Annotated in this window: 14 protein-coding genes and 1 pseudogene; 6 read left to right on the top strand and 9 right to left on the bottom strand. The window is 72.5% G+C overall.

The window, feature by feature from the left end; translation table 11 throughout:
- Positions 1–151: 151 nt before the first annotated feature.
- Together AB0M11_RS26045 and AB0M11_RS26040 are read right to left on the bottom strand one after the other, a co-directional pair.
- Positions 152–1,036: a M56 family metallopeptidase gene (locus tag AB0M11_RS26045; protein ID WP_365709458.1), complete on the bottom strand. Its 885-nt coding sequence runs from the start codon at positions 1,034–1,036 to the stop codon at positions 152–154.
- On the bottom strand, positions 1,033–1,416 hold the full coding sequence (locus tag AB0M11_RS26040; RefSeq protein ID WP_365709456.1) for a BlaI/MecI/CopY family transcriptional regulator: 384 nt from the start codon (positions 1,414–1,416) through the stop codon (positions 1,033–1,035). Before AB0M11_RS26040 ends, AB0M11_RS26045 begins: the two co-directional genes overlap by 4 nt.
- A 159-nt stretch (positions 1,417–1,575) precedes the next feature.
- Here AB0M11_RS26040 and AB0M11_RS26035 point away from each other — a divergent pair, with 159 nt between their 5' ends.
- Entirely contained in the window at positions 1,576–2,511 is a 936-nt protein-coding gene (locus AB0M11_RS26035) for a lysylphosphatidylglycerol synthase domain-containing protein (RefSeq protein ID WP_365709454.1), read from the top strand.
- 11 nt (positions 2,512–2,522) lie between these two features.
- Here AB0M11_RS26035 and AB0M11_RS26030 read toward each other — a convergent pair whose 3' ends face one another.
- Positions 2,523–3,206 (bottom strand): phosphatase PAP2 family protein, encoded by a 684-nt coding sequence (locus tag AB0M11_RS26030; protein WP_365709452.1) that lies wholly within the window; start codon positions 3,204–3,206, stop codon positions 2,523–2,525.
- A gap of 252 nt (positions 3,207–3,458) precedes the next feature.
- Between AB0M11_RS26030 and efeU the strand changes: the two genes are divergently transcribed.
- From efeU to AB0M11_RS26015, 3 genes are all read left to right on the top strand, one after another.
- On the top strand, positions 3,459–5,726 hold the full coding sequence (gene efeU, locus AB0M11_RS26025) for an iron uptake transporter permease EfeU (RefSeq protein WP_365709450.1): 2,268 nt from the start codon (positions 3,459–3,461) through the stop codon (positions 5,724–5,726).
- A gap of 47 nt (positions 5,727–5,773) precedes the next feature.
- Positions 5,774–7,045: an iron uptake transporter deferrochelatase/peroxidase subunit gene (gene efeB, locus AB0M11_RS26020; protein ID WP_365709448.1), complete on the top strand. Its 1,272-nt coding sequence runs from the start codon at positions 5,774–5,776 to the stop codon at positions 7,043–7,045.
- A 147-nt stretch (positions 7,046–7,192) separates the two neighbouring features.
- On the top strand, positions 7,193–8,350 hold the full coding sequence (locus AB0M11_RS26015; protein ID WP_365709446.1) for a HoxN/HupN/NixA family nickel/cobalt transporter: 1,158 nt from the start codon (positions 7,193–7,195) through the stop codon (positions 8,348–8,350).
- Here AB0M11_RS26015 and AB0M11_RS26010 read toward each other — a convergent pair.
- Both AB0M11_RS26010 and AB0M11_RS26005 read right to left on the bottom strand, forming a co-directional pair.
- Positions 8,235–8,564, bottom strand: a pseudogene (locus AB0M11_RS26010) (helix-turn-helix transcriptional regulator); the annotation flags it as partial. The gene AB0M11_RS26015 and the pseudogene AB0M11_RS26010 overlap by 116 nt on opposite strands.
- 25 nt (positions 8,565–8,589) lie before the next feature.
- Positions 8,590–9,501, bottom strand: a complete 912-nt coding sequence (locus tag AB0M11_RS26005; protein WP_365709444.1) for a helix-turn-helix transcriptional regulator — start codon at positions 9,499–9,501, stop codon at positions 8,590–8,592.
- Positions 9,502–9,671: 170 nt separating this feature from the next.
- Here AB0M11_RS26005 and AB0M11_RS26000 point away from each other — a divergent pair, with 170 nt between their 5' ends.
- Positions 9,672–10,712 carry an NAD(P)-dependent alcohol dehydrogenase gene (locus tag AB0M11_RS26000; protein ID WP_365709442.1) on the top strand — a complete coding sequence of 347 codons (1,041 nt, stop codon included), beginning with the start codon at positions 9,672–9,674 and terminating at the stop codon, positions 10,710–10,712.
- A 119-nt stretch (positions 10,713–10,831) separates the two neighbouring features.
- Here the strand turns inward: AB0M11_RS26000 and AB0M11_RS25995 are convergent, their stop codons facing one another.
- From AB0M11_RS25995 to AB0M11_RS25985, 3 genes are all read right to left on the bottom strand, one after another.
- Positions 10,832–11,824 (bottom strand): hypothetical protein, encoded by a 993-nt coding sequence (locus tag AB0M11_RS25995; RefSeq protein WP_365709439.1) that lies wholly within the window; start codon positions 11,822–11,824, stop codon positions 10,832–10,834.
- Between the two features lie 398 nt (positions 11,825–12,222).
- Positions 12,223–13,626 (bottom strand): Si-specific NAD(P)(+) transhydrogenase, encoded by a 1,404-nt coding sequence (gene sthA / locus AB0M11_RS25990; RefSeq protein WP_365709437.1) that lies wholly within the window; start codon positions 13,624–13,626, stop codon positions 12,223–12,225.
- A 171-nt stretch (positions 13,627–13,797) separates the two neighbouring features.
- Positions 13,798–14,004 carry a hypothetical protein gene (locus AB0M11_RS25985; protein WP_365709435.1) on the bottom strand — a complete coding sequence of 69 codons (207 nt, stop codon included), beginning with the start codon at positions 14,002–14,004 and terminating at the stop codon, positions 13,798–13,800.
- Between the two features lie 130 nt (positions 14,005–14,134).
- Here AB0M11_RS25985 and AB0M11_RS25980 point away from each other — a divergent pair, with 130 nt between their 5' ends.
- On the top strand, positions 14,135–15,970 hold the full coding sequence (locus AB0M11_RS25980; RefSeq protein ID WP_365709433.1) for a glycoside hydrolase family 15 protein: 1,836 nt from the start codon (positions 14,135–14,137) through the stop codon (positions 15,968–15,970).
- 11 nt (positions 15,971–15,981) lie between these two features.
- Here the strand turns inward: AB0M11_RS25980 and AB0M11_RS25975 are convergent, their stop codons facing one another.
- Complete coding sequence (locus AB0M11_RS25975) at positions 15,982–18,720, bottom strand: SpoIIE family protein phosphatase (RefSeq protein WP_365709431.1); 2,739 nt, start codon at positions 18,718–18,720, stop codon at positions 15,982–15,984.
- Between the last annotated feature and the right edge of the window lie 34 nt (positions 18,721–18,754).

The following is an 18,754-nucleotide window of genomic DNA, read 5'->3' as shown; positions in this document are numbered from 1 at the left end:
CCCGTCGCGCGTGGCCGACCGCGCAGTTCCCCGCGCCCCTTTCGGGGCGCCTCAGGTCAGCGCTCCGGGCAGCAGGCCCGGGGATCGTTCTTCGCGCCCACGCCGTCGTCGTGGCCGATCGTGCAGGTCCCGGTGCCCCTGGAGGGGCGCTTCAGGGCAGCGCGTCGGAGAGCAGGGTCAGGAGGTCGCTCGTCGCGTCGGCGGCGAAGAGGGCGGCGCCGACGCCGAGCGCGAGGACGGCTGCGGCGGCCGGCCACAGGGAGGGCGGTGGAGTCGTCTGCAGCGCCGCGATCCGGCGGGTCACCGCGCGGTCGGCGAAGTTCAGGGCGCAGCCCGACCCCGCGCTGAGCGCCGCGCGGGCCAGCGCCCGCGCGGTGGTGCCGCGGTCTCCGACCTCGGTCGCCGCCTGTTCGTCCGCCCACCGTTCCACCAGGAAGGTCACGGCCGAACGGACCGGGCCGAGCAGCGGGTTCGCGGCCGCGGCGAGCGTCACCGCCGTCACCAGGCCACCGTGCCGGTGTCTCAGGTGCGCGCGTTCGTGCGCGAGCAGCACCCGCCGCTCCGCCGGTGTCAGCGCGCCCAGCATCGCCGAGGTGACCAGGATCCGGCCCGGCCTCCCCGGTATCGCGAACGCCCGCGGCACCGGCGAGGCGGCCACCACCAGCTCCGTGTCCCGCGGATGCCCCTCGCACAGCCGTCGCAGCGCCCGCCGGGTGCGCCGCTCGGTCCGCACCGCCCGCTGCACCCGCCGGACCACCAGGGCCAGCGCGACGCACGCGGCGACGCCGATCACCTCGGGCACCGGGTCGGCCAGCGCACGGCCGTCCTCGTGGGCCTCCCGGACCACCGGCGGTGCGTCACCCAGCAGGGCCGTCGCCAGCAGGACCAGCGACCAGGCGCCCGCGGCGGCGGTCAGCACGGCCGCCGACGCCAGCACGCGCGCCGCCGCCGCGGGCGCCACCCGGCGGCCGATCACGGGGCTGACCAGGGGCAGCAGCAGGGAGACCAGCAGCGGGGTGTACACGTCGAACCTCATGCGCCGCCCCCGGCGAACAGGTTCCGCAGCGCCCGCTCCTCCTCCGGGCTCAGCCCGGACACGAACTGCTGGAGCGCGGCGATCGGATCCGGGCCCCGGTCCAGGGCCTCGTGCATGGCCTCGGCGGTCAGCTCGGCCGCGTTCTTCGCCGGCCGGTACGCGCCCCGCCGCCCGTCCGCGTCCCGGAGGACCAGGCCCTTGTCGTACAGCCGCTTCAGGATCGTGTGCACCGTGTTGTAGGCCAGTCCGCCGCCGATCCCGGTCTGGATCTCGGCCGGGGTCAACGGGCGGTCGGTCGCCCACAAGGCTGCCAGGACCTCGCTCTCCAGCTCTCCGGCGCTGCGCCGCTCCGTCCTGCCGCGGGACCCTGTGCCAGCCATGGGGCAACCTTACAGCGCGTAGTGCCGCCGTTCGTATGGCCGTCCCCGCGCTGCCTCCGCCGATAAGTCCGGTTATTTTGTCAGTGTTTGTCCCCTAAGTCCGTGGAGGGTCCTGCACGCCGCAGGGGAGACGGGGTGGGTGCCTCGATGGTCCCGAACGTGAACACCACGCCCGTGCGGGGCCGTCGGGGACGCTGCTGGCAGAGCGGTGCCTGCCTCGCGCTGCTGCTCGGCGCGGCCTGGCTGGCCCGGCGGCGCTGGCCGACCGTGGCGCACGGGGCGCTCCGGCTCGCCGCGGCCGACCAGGGCTGGCTGCTGGTGGCGGCGACGGCCGTGGTCGGCACCTGGGTCTGCTCGGCGCTCGCCCAGCAGGGCGCGGTCACCCGCCGGCTGCCCGGCGGGCGGCTGGTCGCCGCGCAGTTCGCCGCCTCGGCCGCGGGCCACGTGCTGCCCGCCGGGCTCGGGGCGGGCGCGGTCAACCTGCGGTTCCTCATGCGCTGCGGCCTGCCGGCGGGCCGCGGCGCGTCGGCCCTCGCGGTCAAGGCGGTCGCCGGTGCCGTGGTCCGGCTGGTCCTCATCGCGGTGCTCGCCCCCGCCTGCCCGGGGCTGCTGCGCATCCCGCACGTGTCCGCGGCCGCGCTCCTGGCCGGTCTCGGCACGGCCGTCCTGGCCGGCGTGCTGCTCCGGGTCCGGGTGTGGCCCCGCTGCCGGGGCGCGGTGGCCGCCGTGGCGGCCGACGTCCGGGCGCTGCACGCCCGTCCGGGCCGCGCGGCCGCGCTGTGGGGCGGCTCGCTGGCCTTCGCCGGACTGCACGCGCTGGTGCTCTTCGCGGTGACCCAGGCGGTCGAGCTGGCGCTCTCCCCGGCTCGGGTGGCGCTGCTCTACCTCGCCGCGAGCGGCGCCGCCGCGCTGCTGCCCACGCCGGGCGGCCTCGGCTCGCTGGACGCGGCCCTCGCGTTCGCCCTCACCGCTTCCGGAACCCCGGCGTCCGCTGCCGCCTCCGCCGTGCTCGGCTACCGCCTGCTCACCGTCTGGCTGCCGCTGCTGCCGGGCCTGCTGGTGCTCGGGGTGCTGATCCGGCGCCGGGTGCTGTGACCGGGCGGGGCTCAGGGCGCGGCCACCGGTCTCTCCGGGGCGCCGTCCCGCGTCCCCGCGTCCGGCAGCCATCGGGCCGCCACGCACACGCAGAGCCCGAGCCACCCGGCCGCGAACAGCCAGCCGCCGATCACGTCGGTGCACCAGTGCACACCGAGGAAGACCCGGGTGGCGCCCACGGCGAGCCCCCAGCAGGCGACGGCCGTGCACCACGCGGCTCGGCCGCGCGGGGCCCGCGTTCCGATCGCGAGGATCACCAGTCCGGCGGCGAGTGCGGCTGTGGTGGTGTGGCCGGAGGGGAACGACCAGCCGGAGGCCGACGCCTGCCAGTCGGCTCGCGGCGGCCGGGGCCGGGTGACCAGCTCCATCACGACGCGGCGGGCGGTCTGGCCGAGGGCCAGGCAGCCGGCGCCGAGCAGCGCGGCGACCAGCCGCTGCCGCCGGGTGCGGCCCACGGCCAGGCCGGCCGCCAGGACCAGGGCGTACGGCACGATTCCGGTGCCGGTCGTGGTGATCCCCCGGGCCACGGCCACCGCCACCGCCGGACGGTGCCCGAGGGACCAGGTCAGCAGCGCGCGGTCCGGGGCGAGCGGGGCGCCGTGCCGGCCGGTCACCACCAGGGCCAGCACGACGAACGCCGCCCACGCCCCGAACGCGACGCTTCCCGCGAACTCCGCGGTCCTCTTGCGGTCCATGACGCCGACGACGGCCTCCCGGTGCGATGACTACGGCGATGTAGACGGTCTACCCGAATGTAGACGACTGTCGTCCGGCCTGTGCCGCCGGGTCGGCGTGTCCGGCTCCGGTAGCGGCTTTTACCGCACCATTACCCGCTCATGACCAGCTGACTACATGGGTGTAGTCATCATGGTCGGCGGAGTAAGGCATGCCTTCACTAAGTTCGAGCCAAAGGGCGGGGACGGGCCTGCCGGGGAGGGCTGGGGCGGATGTGGGACGACGCGTTTCCTAGTTTCCTGATCGGGCTGCGGGAGGGCCTCGAAGCCGGGCTGATCGTCTCGATCCTCGTCGCCACGCTGGTGCGGGCCGGGGCGCAGAATCGGCTGGCCCAGGTGTGGACGGGTGTCCTGGCCGCGATCGCGCTCGCGATGAGTTTCGGGGCGGTCCTCACCTTCACCGCCGCGTCGCTCTCGGAGACCGCCCAGGAGGCCTTCGGCGGCACGCTCAGCGTGATCGCGGTCGCCTTCGTCACCGCTATGGTCTTCTGGATGCGCCGCTCGGCCCGCGGCCTGGCCGGCGAGATCAAGGAGAAGGTCACCGGCGCTCTGGCCATGGGCTCGGGCGTGCTGATCCTCACCTCGTTCCTCGCGGTCGGCCGTGAGGGCCTGGAGACCGCGCTCTTCCTGTGGACCACCGCCCGCGCGGCCGGCGAGTCGGCGGGTCCCCTGACCGGCGCCGGGATCGGGCTGGTCCTCGCGGCGGGGCTCTGCTGGGGCCTGTACCGCCGTGTGCTGAAGATCAACCTCACGAAGTTCTTCACCCGTACCGGCGCGGTCCTGATCGTGATCGCCGCCGGCGTCCTCGGCTACGGACTGCGCGACCTCCAGGAGGGCGGTGTCCTTCCGGGCGACGGGGCGTACGCCTTCGACCTCGGCGCCCACATCGACGCGGGCTCCTGGTACGGCACCCTCCTCCAGGGTGTCCTCAACATCACCCCGGCGATGACCTGGCTCCAGGTGATCGGGTACGCCGGCTACCTCGCCGTGGTGATGACCCTGTTCGTACGCGGAGTGCGCGCCGCCGCCCCGCGACCGGCCGCCGGGAAGCGCGAGCCGGGGCCGGTCACCGACGCGCCCGCACCCCGACACCCCACCGAACCCCCGGTGCCCGCGACCGACAGGCCGACCCCGCAGGCCGGCCTGGCAGCGGACGGGGCCGAGCCGGGGCACGAAGCCGACGGGGCGGCCGAGCCGGGGCGCGGAGCCGTCGGGGACGAACCGCGGTCCGGCGCGGAGGTGCGCGCGGCCGGGAAGTCCGAGGGGCCGGCGCAGTCGGAGCCCGGGGCCGGTCGGCCGGGGATCGCAGGCGGGCGCGGACGGCGCCCCGCCTGGGTGGCCCCCGTCGCCGTGGTCGCCGTCCCCGTGGTCGTCGCCGGGCTCGTCGTCGCCTTCGCCCGGCCCAAGCCGAGCGGCGGGCAGACCGTCGCCGTCTCCGAGACCGAGTGCGGCAAGGGCTTCACCGCGCCGAAGCCGGGCCGGCAGACGTTCCGGATGCGGAACACCGGCGGCAAGACCTCCGAGGTGTACCTGATCGACCCGGCCACCAACGCGGTCTACGGCGAGATCGAGGGCCTCGCCCCCGGCACCACCCGCGACCTGGTCGCCACCGTGGCCGGCGGCACCTACGCCTGGCGCTGCGTCCCCTCCGGCGGCAAGGCCGTCACCTCCGCGTCGGTCACCGTCAGCGGCGGCGGAAGCCGTGCCCAGGCGGTCGTCCCGGTCTCCGAGAACGACCTCGCGGCACCCCTGAAGGCCTACAAGGAGTACGTCGAACAGGGCCTGGCCACCCTCGTCACCCAGACCCGCACGCTCGACGCCGACATCGCGGGCGGCCATCTCGACCAGGCCCGCGCCGACTGGCTGACCGCCCACCTCACCTACTCCTCCCTCGGCGCCGCGTACGGGACCTTCGAGGACTTCGACAAGAAGATCAACGGCCGTGCCGACGGCCTCGCCGGCGGGGTCGCCGACCAGGACTTCGCCGGGTTCCACCGGATCGAGTACGGGCTGTGGCACGGTCAGTCCGCCGAGCAGCTGAGGGCTCCGGCGCAGGCGCTCGCGGACGCGGCCGCCGGGCTCCAGCAGGCGTTCCCCACCCAGGACTTCGACCCGGGCGACCTGCCGCTGCGCGCCCACGAGATCCTGGAGAACACCCTGCAGTTCGAGCTGACCGCCGACACCGACGAGGGCAGCGGCACCAACCTCGCCACCGCGAACGCCAACCTCGCGGGCACCCGCGAGCTGCTCACCGTCCTGCAGCCACTGCTGACCACCCGGGCGCCGAAGCTGCTGTCGTTCGTCGACGCGGACATCGCCCGTCTGCAGAAGCTCCTGGACGCCGCGCACCAGGGCGCGAGCTGGACCCCGGTCGAGCAGCTCGACACCGGCACCCGGGAGCGGATCGCCGGGGCCACCGGGCAGCTCCTCGAGGACCTCGCCCCGGTGCCGGACCTCCTGGAGATCCGGAAGTCCGCCTGATGAACCGCGCAGAGCACCCGCACCCGTACGACGAAGGGAACCCTCCGATGTCCGCTGCCGACACCCCGTCCTGCCCGATGGGCACGGGCCGCCGTTCCTTCGTGCGGACCGCGCTGGGCGCCGGGGCCGCGGGCGCGGTGCTGGCCGGCGGCGGCTTCGCGCTGAGCCAGGCCGGGGGCACCGCCGAGGCCGAGGCCGCCGGGCCGAGCAGCACCGCCAAGGTCCCCTTCCACGGCGCCCACCAGGCCGGCATCCTCACCCCGGCCCCGGCCGCCGCCACCTTCGTCTCCCTCGACGTCATCGCCGACAGCCGGCAGGAGCTCGCCGACCTGCTGAAGACGATCACCGCACGGGCCCGCTTCCTCGCCTCCGGCGGCACCCCCGACGACCTCGGCGTCGGCGCGCCGCCCGCCGACAACGGCATCCTCGGCCCCGAGGTCCCCTCCGACGCGCTGACCGTCACCGTCGGCGTCGGCGCCTCCCTGTTCGACGACCGGTACGGCCTGGCGAAGGCGAAGCCGGCCCGGCTGACGCCGATGCGGACCTTCCCCAACGACAACCTCAAGCCCGCCGAGTGCCACGGCGACCTCTCGCTGCAGATCTGCGCCAACAGCACGGACACCGTGCTGCACGCCCTGCGGGACATCGCCCGGCACACCCGCGGCGGCATGCAGATCAGGTGGCGGATCGACGGCTTCCAGAACGCCCCCCGGCCGACCGGCGCCCAGCGCAACCTGCTCGGCTTCAAGGACGGCATCGCCAACCCGGACGTCACCTCCGCCCGGGAGACCGACCGGCTGATCTGGGTGGGCGCGGGCCAGGGCGAGCCGGCCTGGGCCACGGGCGGCAGCTACCAGGTCATACGGATCATCCGGATGCTCGTGGAGTTCTGGGACCGCGTCTCGCTCAGCGAGCAGGAGCTGATGTTCGGCCGCCGCAAGGACACCGGCGCCCCGCTGGACGGCGCCAAGGAGACCGACATCCCGAACTACGCCAAGGACCCGAAGGGCAACGCCATCCCGCTGGACGCCCACATCCGGCTGGCCAACCCGCGCACCGCCGACACGGACGGCACCCGCATCCTGCGCCGCGGCTACAACTACGACCGGGGGATCGACAACGTCGGCAACCTCGACATGGGCCTCGTCTTCTGCTGCTACAACCAGGACGTCAAGCGCCAGTTCGAGGCCACCCAGACCCGGCTCATCGACGAGCCGCTCGTCGACTACATCTCCCCGACCGGCGGCGGCTACTTCTTCGCGCTGCCCGGCGTGCGCGACGCAAGGGACTGGCTGGGCAGCGGACTGCTGTCGGCCTGACCGACGACCGGACTTTACCTTTTCATGGCGTTCTCTTGGTGAAGGCCTGTCGCGGCCGTTGCTGCGAATGATGTGCAAGTGCGGGAGGATGGCACCAGGCTGCCGATGGCAGCTGCCCATCGCTCGACCGAAGGATGTCACCTCCCGATGACGGCCGCCCCTGGTTCCGCTCCGTCCCTCCCCGCCCAGGCCGAGACCAAGCGCTCGGCCTGGCGCCGTGTCCGGGGTTCCATGACCCGCCAGGAGTGGACCAGGGTCGGCGGCATGGCCGGTTTCGTGCTCGCCCTGCACGTCATCGGCTGGGGCACCCTGGTCGGGATCATCGCCCCGCGGCACTTCAGCGTGGGCACCGAGTCCTTCGGCATAGGCATCGGCGTGACCGCTTACACGCTGGGCATGCGGCATGCCTTCGACGCCGACCACATCGCGGCCATCGACAACACCACCCGCAAACTGATGGGCGAGGGGCAGCGGCCCCTGTCGGTCGGCTTCTGGTTCTCCCTCGGCCACTCCAGCATCGTCTTCGGCCTCTCCCTGCTGCTCTCGTTCGGCCTGAAGGCCCTGGTCGGCCCGGTCGAGGACGACGGCTCGCACCTCCACGAGGTCACCGGCCTGATCGGTACCACGGTCTCCGGCACCTTCCTGTTCCTCATCGCCGGCATCAACCTGGTCATCCTGGCCGGCATCTGGAAGGTCTTCCGGCAGATGCGCTCCGGCGTCTACGACGAGGCCGCGCTGGAGACCCAGCTCAACAACCGCGGCTTCATGAACCGCTTCCTCGGCCGGGTCACCGGCGCCATCCGCAAGCCCTGGCAGATGTACCCGCTCGGCCTGCTGTTCGGGCTCGGCTTCGACACCGCCACCGAGATCGCCCTGCTGGTCCTGGCCGGCTCCGGCGCCGCGTCGGGGCTGCCCTGGTACGCCATCCTCACCCTGCCCGTGCTCTTCGCGGCCGGGATGTCGCTGCTCGACACCATCGACGGCTCGTTCATGAACTTCGCCTACGAGTGGGCGTTCTCCAAGCCGGTCCGCAAGGTCTACTACAACCTCACCATCACCGGCCTGTCCGTGGCCGTCGCCCTGATCATCGGCACCGTGGAACTCCTCGGCCTGCTCGCCGACAAGATGGACCTGCACGGCTTCTTCTGGGACTGGATCTCCGGCCTCGACCTGAACACCGTCGGCTTCGTCATCGTCGGCCTCTTCTTCGCCACCTGGGCGATCGCCCTGCTGATCTGGAAGGCGGGCCGCATCGAGGAGAAGTGGACGACCGGCCTCGCCCCCGCCGAGCAGCCCGAGGCCTGAGCCGGGCACCGCGGGCACGGCGCCCCGGTGCCCGGCCCCCGTCAGTCCCGGCCCGTGCGAGCCCGCTCTCGTAGGCGAAGATCACCGCGTGCACACGGTCGCGCAGACCGAGTCTGGCCAGGACTCGGCCGAGGTGGGTCCTGACGGTCGTCTCTCCCACGAACAGGCGGTCGGCGATCTCGCCGGCGGTCAGTCCCGCGGCGACCAGCACGAGCGGCGTACGAACTGTCGGGCGCGGCTCAGGACGACGTCGCCGACTGCCCCGTCCGAGTGGCGTCCGCGCCCCAGCTGGCCAGCAGCCGCAACGCTTCCGCCGTGGGCGAGCCGGGTTCCGCGTGGTAGATGCTCAGGCACTGATGGCTGCCGTCGGTCACGGGGAACGACTCGTAGTTCAGCAGCAGGTCGCCGACCAGCGGGTGGTGCAGGTGCTTGACATCGTGGCTCTTCTCCTTGACGTCGTGCATGGCCCACAGCCGCCTGAACTCCGCACTCTTGACGGAGAGCTCGCCGACCAGGGCGGACAGCCGCGGATCGTCCGGATAGTAGCCCGCCTGCATGCGCAGCAGGGCGACGACGTCGGACGCCTTCTCCTCCCACGCCACGAACAGCTCGCGGTAGGCGGGATTCAGGAACACCAGCCGGGCCCAGTTCCGCTCCTGCGGCACCAGCTCCCCCCAGTCGCCGAAGACGGCCGCGGCCATCCGGTTCCAGGCGAGGATGTCCGAGTAGCGGCCCCCGATGTACGCCGGCACCGAGTCCATCGTGTCCAGCAGCTGCCGCAGCGACCCCCGCACGTGCTGCGACCGCGCCGCCGGCTTCTTCTTGTGCTGCTTCGGCTTCGCGAGGTGGGTGAGGTGCGCATGCTCGGCGTCCGTCAGCCTGAGTGCCCGTGCGATGGCGTCGAGCACCTCCGCCGACACGTTCTGCCCGTTGCCCTGCTCCAGGCGCGTGTAGTACGCCACCGAGACGCCCGCCAGCTGTGCCAGCTCCTCGCGGCGCAGCCCGGGTACCCGCCGGTGCCGGCCGAAGTCCGGCAGCCCCACGTCCTCCGGCTTCAGCCGGGCGCGCCGGGTGCGCAGGAACTCGCTGAGCTCGGCACGCCGGTCCAGCGCCCCCGCGGGCTCGGGTACGGGATGGGGCTGTTCGTCCATGCCTCAAGTATTCACTGTCGTAAGCCCGCCATCCTGACCTCGCCAGTGGTAGGCACAGCGGACGTATGCAGAAGCGTGGTCTGGGTGAAGTCCGAGCGGCCCGGCATGCTCGACGACATGCCCGGTCAGAAGGCAGCCGGGCGCGTGACGACTGCTAGGAGATCCTCGGTATGACCACTGTTGCCGCTTACGCCGTCCCCGCCGCGAAGGCTCCGCTGGAGCGCACCACCATCGAGCGCCGCGAGGTCGGTGAGTTCGATGTGCTGATCGACATCAAGTTCGCCGGTATCTGCCACTCCGACATCCACCAGGCGCGGGAGGGCTGGGGCGAGGCGACCTTCCCGATGGTCCCGGGTCACGAGATCGCGGGCATCGTCTCCCAGGTCGGCGCGGGCGTCACGAAATACCAGGTCGGCGACCGGGTGGGCGTCGGCTGCCTGGTCGACTCCTGCCGGGAGTGCGAGAGCTGCAAGGCCGGCGAGGAGCAGTACTGCACCGGCGGCAACGTCTTCACGTACAACGCCATCGGCAAGGACGGCGAGCTCACCTACGGCGGCTACTCGCAGAAGGTCGTCGTCGACGAGAACTTCGTCGTCCGTATCCCCGACGCCCTTTCGCTGGACGTGGCCGCACCGCTGCTGTGCGCCGGCATCACCACCTACTCCCCGCTGAAGCACTGGAACGCCGGCCCCGGCAAGAAGGTCGCGATCCTCGGCATGGGCGGCCTCGGTCACATGGGCGTCAAGATCGCCCACGCGCTCGGTGCCGAGGTCACGGTCCTCTCGCAGTCCCTGCGCAAGAAGGACGACGGCCTGAAGCTGGGCGCCGATCACTACTACGCGACCAGCGACGAGCAGACCTTCAAGGAGCTGCAGGGCTCCTTCGACCTGATCCTCTCCACGGTCTCGGCCCCGCTCGACTTCGGCGCGTTCCTGTCGCTGCTGAAGCGGGACGGCGCGCTGGTGAACGTCGGCGCCCCCGAGGAGCCGATCGCCCTGAACCTCTTCTCGTTGATCGCCGGCCGCAAGACCCTCGCCGGTTCCATGATCGGCGGAATCGCGGAGACCCAGGAGATGCTGGACTTCTGCGCCGAGCACGGTTTCGGCGCCGAGATCGAGGTGATCCGCGCGGACCAGATCAACGAGGCGTACGAGCGGGTCCTCTCCAGCGACGTCCGCTACCGCTTCGTGATCGACATCGCGACGATCTGACTCGTCCGACAGGTGAGGCCCCGGCGGCCGGTGCTGCATCTGGCCAGGTCGGCGAAGGGCATCAGGCCACGGTTCCATCGCTTCAGCCGCATGCTTGCGAACGAGCCCGTGAAACGGTGTCAGCCAGTCTCGGGAGAGTTCCTGCTCAGCGATGTACCCCGTACGTTCAGGTCCGCCCGCCACTTGAGGATCTGCTTCTCGGCGTCGCCGGTGTACGCCCACGGGGTGCGGGTCGCCCGGCGGCCCTGCAGCCGCAGCAGGTCCGCGGCGATGTCCGTGACGCCCGCCTGGCAGGCCGCGTGGGTCAGGTGGTTGAGGTCGCGCAGCTCGCCCGGGGCGACGGGCCCAGCCTCGCGCTGGGCGATCCAGCGCTCCCAGGTGTGCCGTACGTCGCTGACCGCGCCGTCGTGCTTCCAGTGCCGGCTCAGTGCGATCGCGTTCTGCTGTCCCTGCGCCGTGTCCAGGGTGTACCGGAACTCCTCGACGCGGGCGTACTGCACCAGGACGGGCAGCGGACAGCCGGGCGGCGCGACCCCGGCCGCGTCGCGGGCGAAGTCGTACATCAGGCCGTGCGTGCCGTGCCAGCGCGCGGAGTAGTAGTGGAGCACCTGGAGGTGGCCCTCCACGTTGTAGGGGTCGCGCCGGTGCAACTCGTCCCACCAGCGGGCGAGTTCCTGCCGGCGCACCCCGGTCGGATACAGCCGGGCCACCGAGATCAGGGAGACCCATGGGGTCGGGTCCCGCGGGTGGGCGTCGGCGGCCGCCAGGCAGGCCAGCACGGCGGCGTCGATCCTGGCCCGGTCGATCGGGACGCCCCGGCCCGCCGAGACGGCCCGGGTGAACGCACGGGCCGTCTCGGTCGCCGCCCGCAGCACCAGCGCGTCGGCGTCGTGCGGCTCGGCGGCCAGCCAGGACTCGGCCGTCGAGTTGCCCGCGCAGGCCCGCGCCAGCAGCCGGACCCGGTGCCCCCGGGCCGGCCGGTCCGGGCCGGTGGCCCGGAGCAGGTCCCGCAAGGCCTGCCAGCGGCCGACGACGATGTCCTGACGGGCCGAGGTGAGGGACTCGTCGCCGCAGTCCGGGTCGAAGTCGGGGGCGAAGCGGTCGCGCGCCATCGGACTCGTCCTCAGCAGCCGGCGGGGCCGGCGAGGGCCATGACCACGGTGCCGAACGTGCCGAGGGCGTCGGCCTGGAGCCCGCAGCCCCTGATGTCGTTCATGGTTGTGCTGCTTTCCGGTCGTGCAGGGCCCACGGCTGTGCAGACCCGCGGTGGTACGGGTGGGGAGCACGGCCCGCCCCGTACCCGGTGAGGGATGGCCTCGGGCAGGGGGCCGGTCGGAAGGAGAAAGGGGTGGTGAGGGCCGCGTGCCCAGAGTCGGCGAACGGTCACACCGCGTGTGTGGGTGTGACTATAGCGGCACTCTTTGACCTTTCAAGCTGACCGACCGGTAATCACATATGCCATTTGAGGGTGACAACCCGCCCTCCGGCAGCCGGGGTTGCGCCCGGTTCCTCAGTCCTCCAACCGGTCGAGCTGGCGCAGCTTGTTGGTGGCGTCGAGGGCCGCGACCTTGTACGACTCCGCGAGCGTCGGGTAGTTGAAGACGGCGTCCACCAGATAGTCGACCGTGCCGCCGCAGCCCATCACCGACTGACCGATATGGATCAGTTCTGTCGCTCCGCTGCCGAAGCAGTGCACACCGAGCAGCCGCCGGTCCTCGGGGGAGACCAGGAGCTTGAGCATGCCGTGCGAGTCGCCGATGATCTGGCCCCGGGCCAGTTCCCGGTAGCGGGCCACCCCGACCTCGAACGGCACGCTCTCCCCGGTGAGCTGGTCCTCGGTCCGGCCGACGAAACTGATCTCGGGGATGGTGTAGATGCCGATGGGCTGGAGGTTGTCCATCTGGCCGACCGGCTCCCCGCAGGCGTGGTACGCGGCGACCCGGCCCTGCTCCATCGAGGTCGCGGCCAGCGCCGGGAAGCCGATGACATCGCCGACGGCGTAGATGTGCGGCACCTCGGTGCGGAAGTGGTCGTCCACCGCGATCCGGCCGCGCCGGTCCGCGGACAGGCCCGCCTTGTCCAGGTCCAGCCCGTCGGTCAGGCCCTGGCGGCCCGCCGAGTACATCACCGTGTCCGCCGGTATCTTCTTGCCGCTCTCCAGCACGGTCAGCGTGCCCCGCGGATGCCGTTCGACGGCGGCGACGGTCTCCCCGAACCGGAAGGTGACGGCCAGGTCCCGCAGGTGGTACTTGAGCGACTCCACGACCTCGACGTCGCACATGTCGAGCATGCCGGCGCGCTTCTCGACCACGGTGACCTTGCTGCCCAGCGCGGCGAACATGCTGGCGTACTCCATGCCGATGACACCGGCACCGACGATGACCATGGAGCGCGGCACCCGCTCCAGGGAGAGCACGTTGTCGGAGTCCATGATGGTGCGGCCGTCGAACTCGACGCTGTCCGGGCGGGCCGGCCGGGTGCCGGTGGCGATGATGATGTGCTCCGCGCTCAACAGCCGCTCGTTGCCGCTCGGTTCGCGCAGGGCGACGGTGTGCGGGTCGACGAACCGGCCGACACCGGAGCAGAGGGTGACGTGGTTGCGGGAGAGCTGGTTGCGGATGACGTCCACCTCGCGGCTGACCACGTGCTGGGTGCGCGCGGTCAGGTCGGCGACGGTGATGTCCTCCTTCAGCCGGTAGCTCTGGCCGTACAGGTCGCGCTGGGTCAGACCGGTCAGGTAGAGGACCGCCTCGCGCAGGGTCTTGGAGGGGATGGTGCCGGTGTGGATGGACACACCGCCGACCATGTCGGGGCTGTCGACGACGGCGACCCTGCGGCCGAGCTTGGCCGCGGCGATGGCGGCCTTCTGGCCGCCGGGTCCGGAACCGATGACGAGCATGTCGAAGTCGGGCACCCTGCGAAGTCTGTCAGCAGCCGCCCCCGCTTCGAAAGGGTGAACGGGCAACCTTCGGATGAAATCCGGTACGGGCCGGGGCCGTTGCGCGCCTCACCGGTCCCGGCCGTCACCTCGGCCCGCCGGGACCGGTGCGGTGGCGGGCGCGCTCGCCCACGGCCGCAGCCTCGGTCAGGGCAGGAGCCGCTCGATGCAGTTCGGTCCCTCGCGTTCGATCTTCTTCCTGGCCCATTCGAGCGTGGCCGGGGTGACGTCCCGGCCCGACGCCATCACCAGGTCTTCGGGCGCCACCCCGGTGCCGGGGGCGCTGTGCAGCAGGGAGTCCGGGGTGGCGCGGTCGTCGGGCGACCGGGACGCTTCGGGTTCTGGGGTCGACATGGTCCCTCCTTCGCGGAGCGGGTGCACACTCTCACGATTGCCCGCCCGACGGCACCGCGCATCCTGGGAAGCGATTCATCCCTTTTGGGCTGTAAAGTGACCCTACAGTCGCACCGGGGAGGCCGTCACGATGGCCGAGCAGCCGTTCTACCAGAATGCGCCCGGGAGCCCCCGCTACCTGCCGATCGCCGAACACGGGCTGATCGGCGACCTGCGCAGCGTGGCCCTGGTGGGCAGCGACGGCACGATCGACTGGTACTGCACGCCGTCCTTCGACTCCCCCAGCGTCTTCGCCGCCGTCCTGGACGCGGAGCGCGGCGGGTTCTTCGCCCTGGCCGCCACCGTGCCGGCCCGGACCAAGCAGTTCTACTTCCCGGACACCAACGTGCTGATCACCCGGTTCTACACCGACGAGGGTGTGGGCGAGGTCCAGGACTTCATGCCGGTGACGAGCGAGTCGGCCGAGTGCGAGCGGCACCGGCTGATCCGCCGGGTGCTCTGCGTGCGCGGCACCGTGCCCTTCCGGGTCCGGGTAGCCCCCCGCTTCAACTACGGCGCCGACCCGCACACCCTGCGCCTGCTCGGCGACACCGCCCGCTTCGAGTCGGCGGACCAGACCCTGCTGCTCACCTCCACGGTGGCGCTGGAGAGCGACGGCCCGGACGTCTGCGCCGACTTCAAGGTCGCCGAGGGGGAGTCCGCCGTCTTCGCCCTCGACCAGGCCGGCAAGGACATCACCCCGCGCGGCTGCGCCCGCGCCGAGGCCGAACGACAGTTCGAGGCGACGGTCTGCTACTGGCGCCGCTGGCTGCACCAGTCCCGCTACCGGGGCCGCTGGCGTGAGATGGTGCACCGCTCCGCGCTCACCCTCAAGCTGCTCACCTACGCCCCGACCGGCGCCATCGTGGCCGCACCCACCACGAGCCTGCCCGAGCAGTTCGGCGGCGAACGCAACTGGGACTACCGCTACGTCTGGATCCGCGACGCCGCCTTCGCCGTCTACGCCCTGCTGCGGCTCGGCTTCAGCAGCGAGGCGGCGGCCTTCATGAACTTCGTGACCACCTACATCAGCCCCGGCGACGGCTTCGCCTCCGGTCCGCTCCAGATCATGTACGGCATCGACGGCCGCTCCGAGCTGCCCGAACGCGAGCTCACCCACCTGGAGGGCCACTGCGGCTCCGCCCCGGTCCGGGTCGGCAACGGCGCGGCGGGCCAGCTCCAGCTCGACATCTACGGTGCCCTCATCGACTCGATCTACCTGTACGACAAATGGGCCGAGCCCATCTCCAGCGCCCAGTGGGACGACGTCACCCGCCTCGTCGACTGGGTCTGCGACCACTGGGACCAGCCCGACGAGGGCGTCTGGGAGACGCGCGGCGGCCGCAAGACCTTCCTCTACTCGCGCCTGATGTGCTGGGTCGCCATCGAGCGCGCGATCCGCCTCGCCAACCGGCGCGGCCTGCCCGCCGACCTGCCCCGCTGGCGGCAGTGCCGCGACACCGTCTACCGGCGGATCATGGACCGCGGCTGGTCCGAGCGGCGCGGCGCCTTCGTCCAGCACGAGGGCGGCGACGTCCTCGACGCCTCGGTCCTGATGATGCCCCTGGCCAAGTTCATCGCCCCGACCGACCCCAAGTGGCTGGCCACCCTGGACGCCCTCACCGAGGACCTGGTCTCCGACTCCCTCGTCTACCGCTACGACCCGCAGGCCAGCCCCGACGGACTCCGCGGCGACGAGGGCACCTTCTCCATCTGCTCCTTCTGGTACGTGGAGGCCCTGGTGCGCGCCGGACGCGTGGACGAGGCCCGGCTCGCATTCGAGAAGATGCTCACCTACGCCAACCATCTCGGCCTGTACGCCGAGGAGATCGGCCGCACCGGCGAGCAACAGGGCAACTTCCCGCAGGCGTTCACCCATCTCTCCCTGATCAGCGCCGCCTTCAACCTGGACCGCGCGCTCGGCTGAGCCACTGCCGGTCAGGGCACCGGCTGTTCCGCCCAGATGACCTTCCCGGCGGGCGTGTAGCGGGTGCCCCAGCGCTCGGCGATCTGCGCGACCAGGAACAGGCCCCGGCCGCCCTCGTCGGTGCTCGCCGCGTACCGCAGGTGCGGCGAGGTGGTGCTGCCGTCGGAGACCTCGCAGATCAGCGTCCGGTCGCGCAGCAGCCGTACCCCGATGGGCGCCCGGCCGTGCCGGATGGCGTTGGTGACCAGCTCGCTGAGGATCAGCTCGGTGGCGAACGACAGCTCCTCCAGGTCCCAGTCGGCGAGCTGCCGGGTCACCTTGGCCCGTACCTCGGAGACGGCGGCGGGATCGGCCGGCACCTGCCACTCGGCGATCCGGTCCGCACCGAGCGCCCGGGTGCGGGCGACGATCAGTGCCACGTCGTCGCTGGGGCGGGCCGGCAGCCGCTCCAGCACGGCCGCGCAGGTCTCGTCGGGGGTGCGGCCGGCCGCCGACTCCAGGGCGCCGGCGAGCAGTTCGAGGCCCTCGTCGATGTCCCGCTGCCGGTCCTCCACCAGCCCGTCGGTGTAGAGGACCAGGCTGCTGCCCTCCGGCAGCTCCAGCACGGCCGTCTCGAAGGGCAGCCCGCCCACCCCCAGCGGCGGGCCGGCCGGCACGTCCGGGAAGTCCACGCCGCCGTCCGGTCGGGCCAGCGCCGGCGGCGGATGACCCGCGCGGGCCACCGTGCAGCTCCGGGACACCGGGTCGTAGATCGCGTACAGGCAGGTCGCCCCGGTGATCGTGGCCATGGTGTCCGCGGGCGTCTCGTCCTGGTCGATACGGCTCACCAGCTCGTCCAGCAGACCCAGCAGCTCGTCGGGCTGGAGGTCGAGCGCCGCGAAGTTGTGCACGGCGGTGCGCAGCCGGCCCATGGTCGCCGCCGCGTGCAGCCCGTGCCCCACCACGTCCCCGACCACCAGCGCCACCCGGGCCCCGGACAGCGGCAGCACGTCGAACCAGTCGCCGCCCACGCCCGACTGGGCCGGCAGATAGCGGTAGGCGATGTCCAGCGCGCTCTGCGCGGGCAGGGTGCGCGGCAGCAGGCTGCGCTGGAGGGTCACCGCCATGCTGTGCTCGCGCGTGTAGCGGCGGGCGTTGTCGATGGAGACGGCGGCCCGCGCCACCAGCTCCTCCGCGAGGGCCCGCTCCTCGGCGTCGAACGGCGCGAGCTTCTCCGAACGGCAGAAGTTGGCCAGGCCCAGCACCACGTTCCCGGCCCGCAACGGCACCGTGATCAGCGAGTGGATGCCGAAATCCAGGATCCGCCCGGTCAGTTCCACGTCCTGCGCCCGCCAGCCGGGCGCGTCCCGCAGCCGGGGCTCCACGACGGACTCGCCGGTCCGCAGGCTGCGGCCCTGCGGCGAGGACGGCACGAACTCGAACCGCTCGCCGACCGGGTACAGCGGGGCTTCCTTGCGGACCCCCGCGTACGCCACCCGGCGCAGCGCGTCCCCGGGCTTGGGCTCGTCGCCCTTGAGGACCGCGTCGTACAGGTCGACGGTGGCGTAGTCCGCGAACCGCGGCACGGCCAGCTCCGTCAGCTCCTCGGCGGTCCGGGTGACGTCCAGACTGGTGCCGATGCCCACACCCGCGTCGTACAGCATGTTCAGGCGCTCGCGGGTCACCTCGGCGCGGCCGGAGAGGGCACGCAGCTCCGTGGAGTCGCGCAGGGTGATGACGCTGCCCGGCGGGCCGCCGCGCACCTCGATGGGGCGCTGGTTGACGGCCAGCAGCCGGTCCTTGACCAGGTGCACCTCGTCGGTGGCCATCCGCCCGGAGGCGATCAGCGTCGCCGTCTCCGCGTCCAGGCCCAGATCCCGGACCAGGCGGCGCTCGGCGTCCGCGGGCAGGTCCAGCAGGCGCTGTGCCTCGTCGTTGGCGAGCATCAGCCGGCCGTCGCCGCCGACGATCAGCACGCCCTCCCGCACCGAGTGCAGCACCGCGTCGTGGTGCTCGTACATCCGGGTCATCTCGTCCGGGCCGAGGCCGTGGGTCTGGCGCAGCAGCCGCCGGCTGACCAGCGCCGTGCCCGCCGTCGCCAGGGCCAGCGCGGCCGCGGCCGCGGCCAGCACCAGCGGCAGCTGCTGGTCGGCGGTGCCGCCCACGTGTGCGGTGGTGATGCCGGCCGACACCAGCCCCACCACCGTGCCGTCCGCGTCCTTGACCGGGACCACCGCCTGCACCAGCTCCCCGATGGTGCCGTGCACCTCCTCGGTGACGGTCCCGCCGGCCAGTGCCGGCCCGATGGTTCCCACGAACTTCTTGCCGATACGGTCCGGCTTGGGGTGCGTGTACCGGATCCCCTCGGTGTTCATGACCACGATGAAGTCCACGCCGGTCGCCCTGCGGGCCGCCTCCGCCCGCGGCTGGAGCACCTTCGTCGGGTCGGGGAGCCGCAGCGCCGCCGCCGTGCCGGGGGCCTCGGCGAAGGTCTGGGCGACTGCCAGGGACCGGTTGCGGGCCTCCGTGCTGCTGTCATGCTGCACCTGCAGCACCAGGACCCCCACGGCAGAGACGACCAGCAGCAGCACGATCACCACGTGCAGCACGAAGACCTGACCGGCCACGCTGCGCCCGCTCAGCGCGGACCGCAGCCGTCCGGACCGGACGTGCCCAGGGCCGCCGGACTCGGGTTCCCGCCGGGCGAGCGGCGCGCGCGGAGTCCCGGAACGGGACGGCCGAGTGTCGGACCGGCCGGACTGACGGACCATGAGCCCATGTCTACACTGCCGGGCCCCGCGAGGC

It is taken from the genome of Streptomyces sp. NPDC051987, from assembly GCF_040680735.1.
Taxonomy (GTDB): domain Bacteria; phylum Actinomycetota; class Actinomycetes; order Streptomycetales; family Streptomycetaceae; genus Streptomyces.
The sequence above is the reverse complement of the archived record's forward strand: the minus strand, read 5'-3'. Positions and strand labels throughout refer to the sequence as shown.

What these genes read in the sequence shown, in the direction of transcription:
- AB0M11_RS26045 (WP_365709458.1), bottom strand. Translation starts at nt 1,036, where the DNA reads ATGAGGTTCGACGTGTACACCCCGCTGCTGGTCTCCCTGCTGCTGCCC.
- AB0M11_RS26040 (WP_365709456.1), bottom strand. Translation starts at nt 1,416, where the DNA reads ATGGCTGGCACAGGGTCCCGCGGCAGGACGGAGCGGCGCAGCGCCGGA.
- AB0M11_RS26030 (WP_365709452.1), bottom strand. Translation starts at nt 3,206, where the DNA reads ATGGACCGCAAGAGGACCGCGGAGTTCGCGGGAAGCGTCGCGTTCGGG.
- efeU (WP_365709450.1), top strand. Translation starts at nt 3,459, where the DNA reads ATGTGGGACGACGCGTTTCCTAGTTTCCTGATCGGGCTGCGGGAGGGC.
- efeB (WP_365709448.1), top strand. Translation starts at nt 5,774, where the DNA reads ATGTCCGCTGCCGACACCCCGTCCTGCCCGATGGGCACGGGCCGCCGT.
- AB0M11_RS26015 (WP_365709446.1), top strand. Translation starts at nt 7,193, where the DNA reads ATGACGGCCGCCCCTGGTTCCGCTCCGTCCCTCCCCGCCCAGGCCGAG.
- AB0M11_RS26005 (WP_365709444.1), bottom strand. Translation starts at nt 9,501, where the DNA reads ATGGACGAACAGCCCCATCCCGTACCCGAGCCCGCGGGGGCGCTGGAC.
- AB0M11_RS26000 (WP_365709442.1), top strand. Translation starts at nt 9,672, where the DNA reads ATGACCACTGTTGCCGCTTACGCCGTCCCCGCCGCGAAGGCTCCGCTG.
- AB0M11_RS25995 (WP_365709439.1), bottom strand. Translation starts at nt 11,824, where the DNA reads ATGGCGCGCGACCGCTTCGCCCCCGACTTCGACCCGGACTGCGGCGAC.
- AB0M11_RS25985 (WP_365709435.1), bottom strand. Translation starts at nt 14,004, where the DNA reads ATGTCGACCCCAGAACCCGAAGCGTCCCGGTCGCCCGACGACCGCGCC.
- AB0M11_RS25980 (WP_365709433.1), top strand. Translation starts at nt 14,135, where the DNA reads ATGGCCGAGCAGCCGTTCTACCAGAATGCGCCCGGGAGCCCCCGCTAC.
- AB0M11_RS25975 (WP_365709431.1), bottom strand. Translation starts at nt 18,720, where the DNA reads ATGGTCCGTCAGTCCGGCCGGTCCGACACTCGGCCGTCCCGTTCCGGG.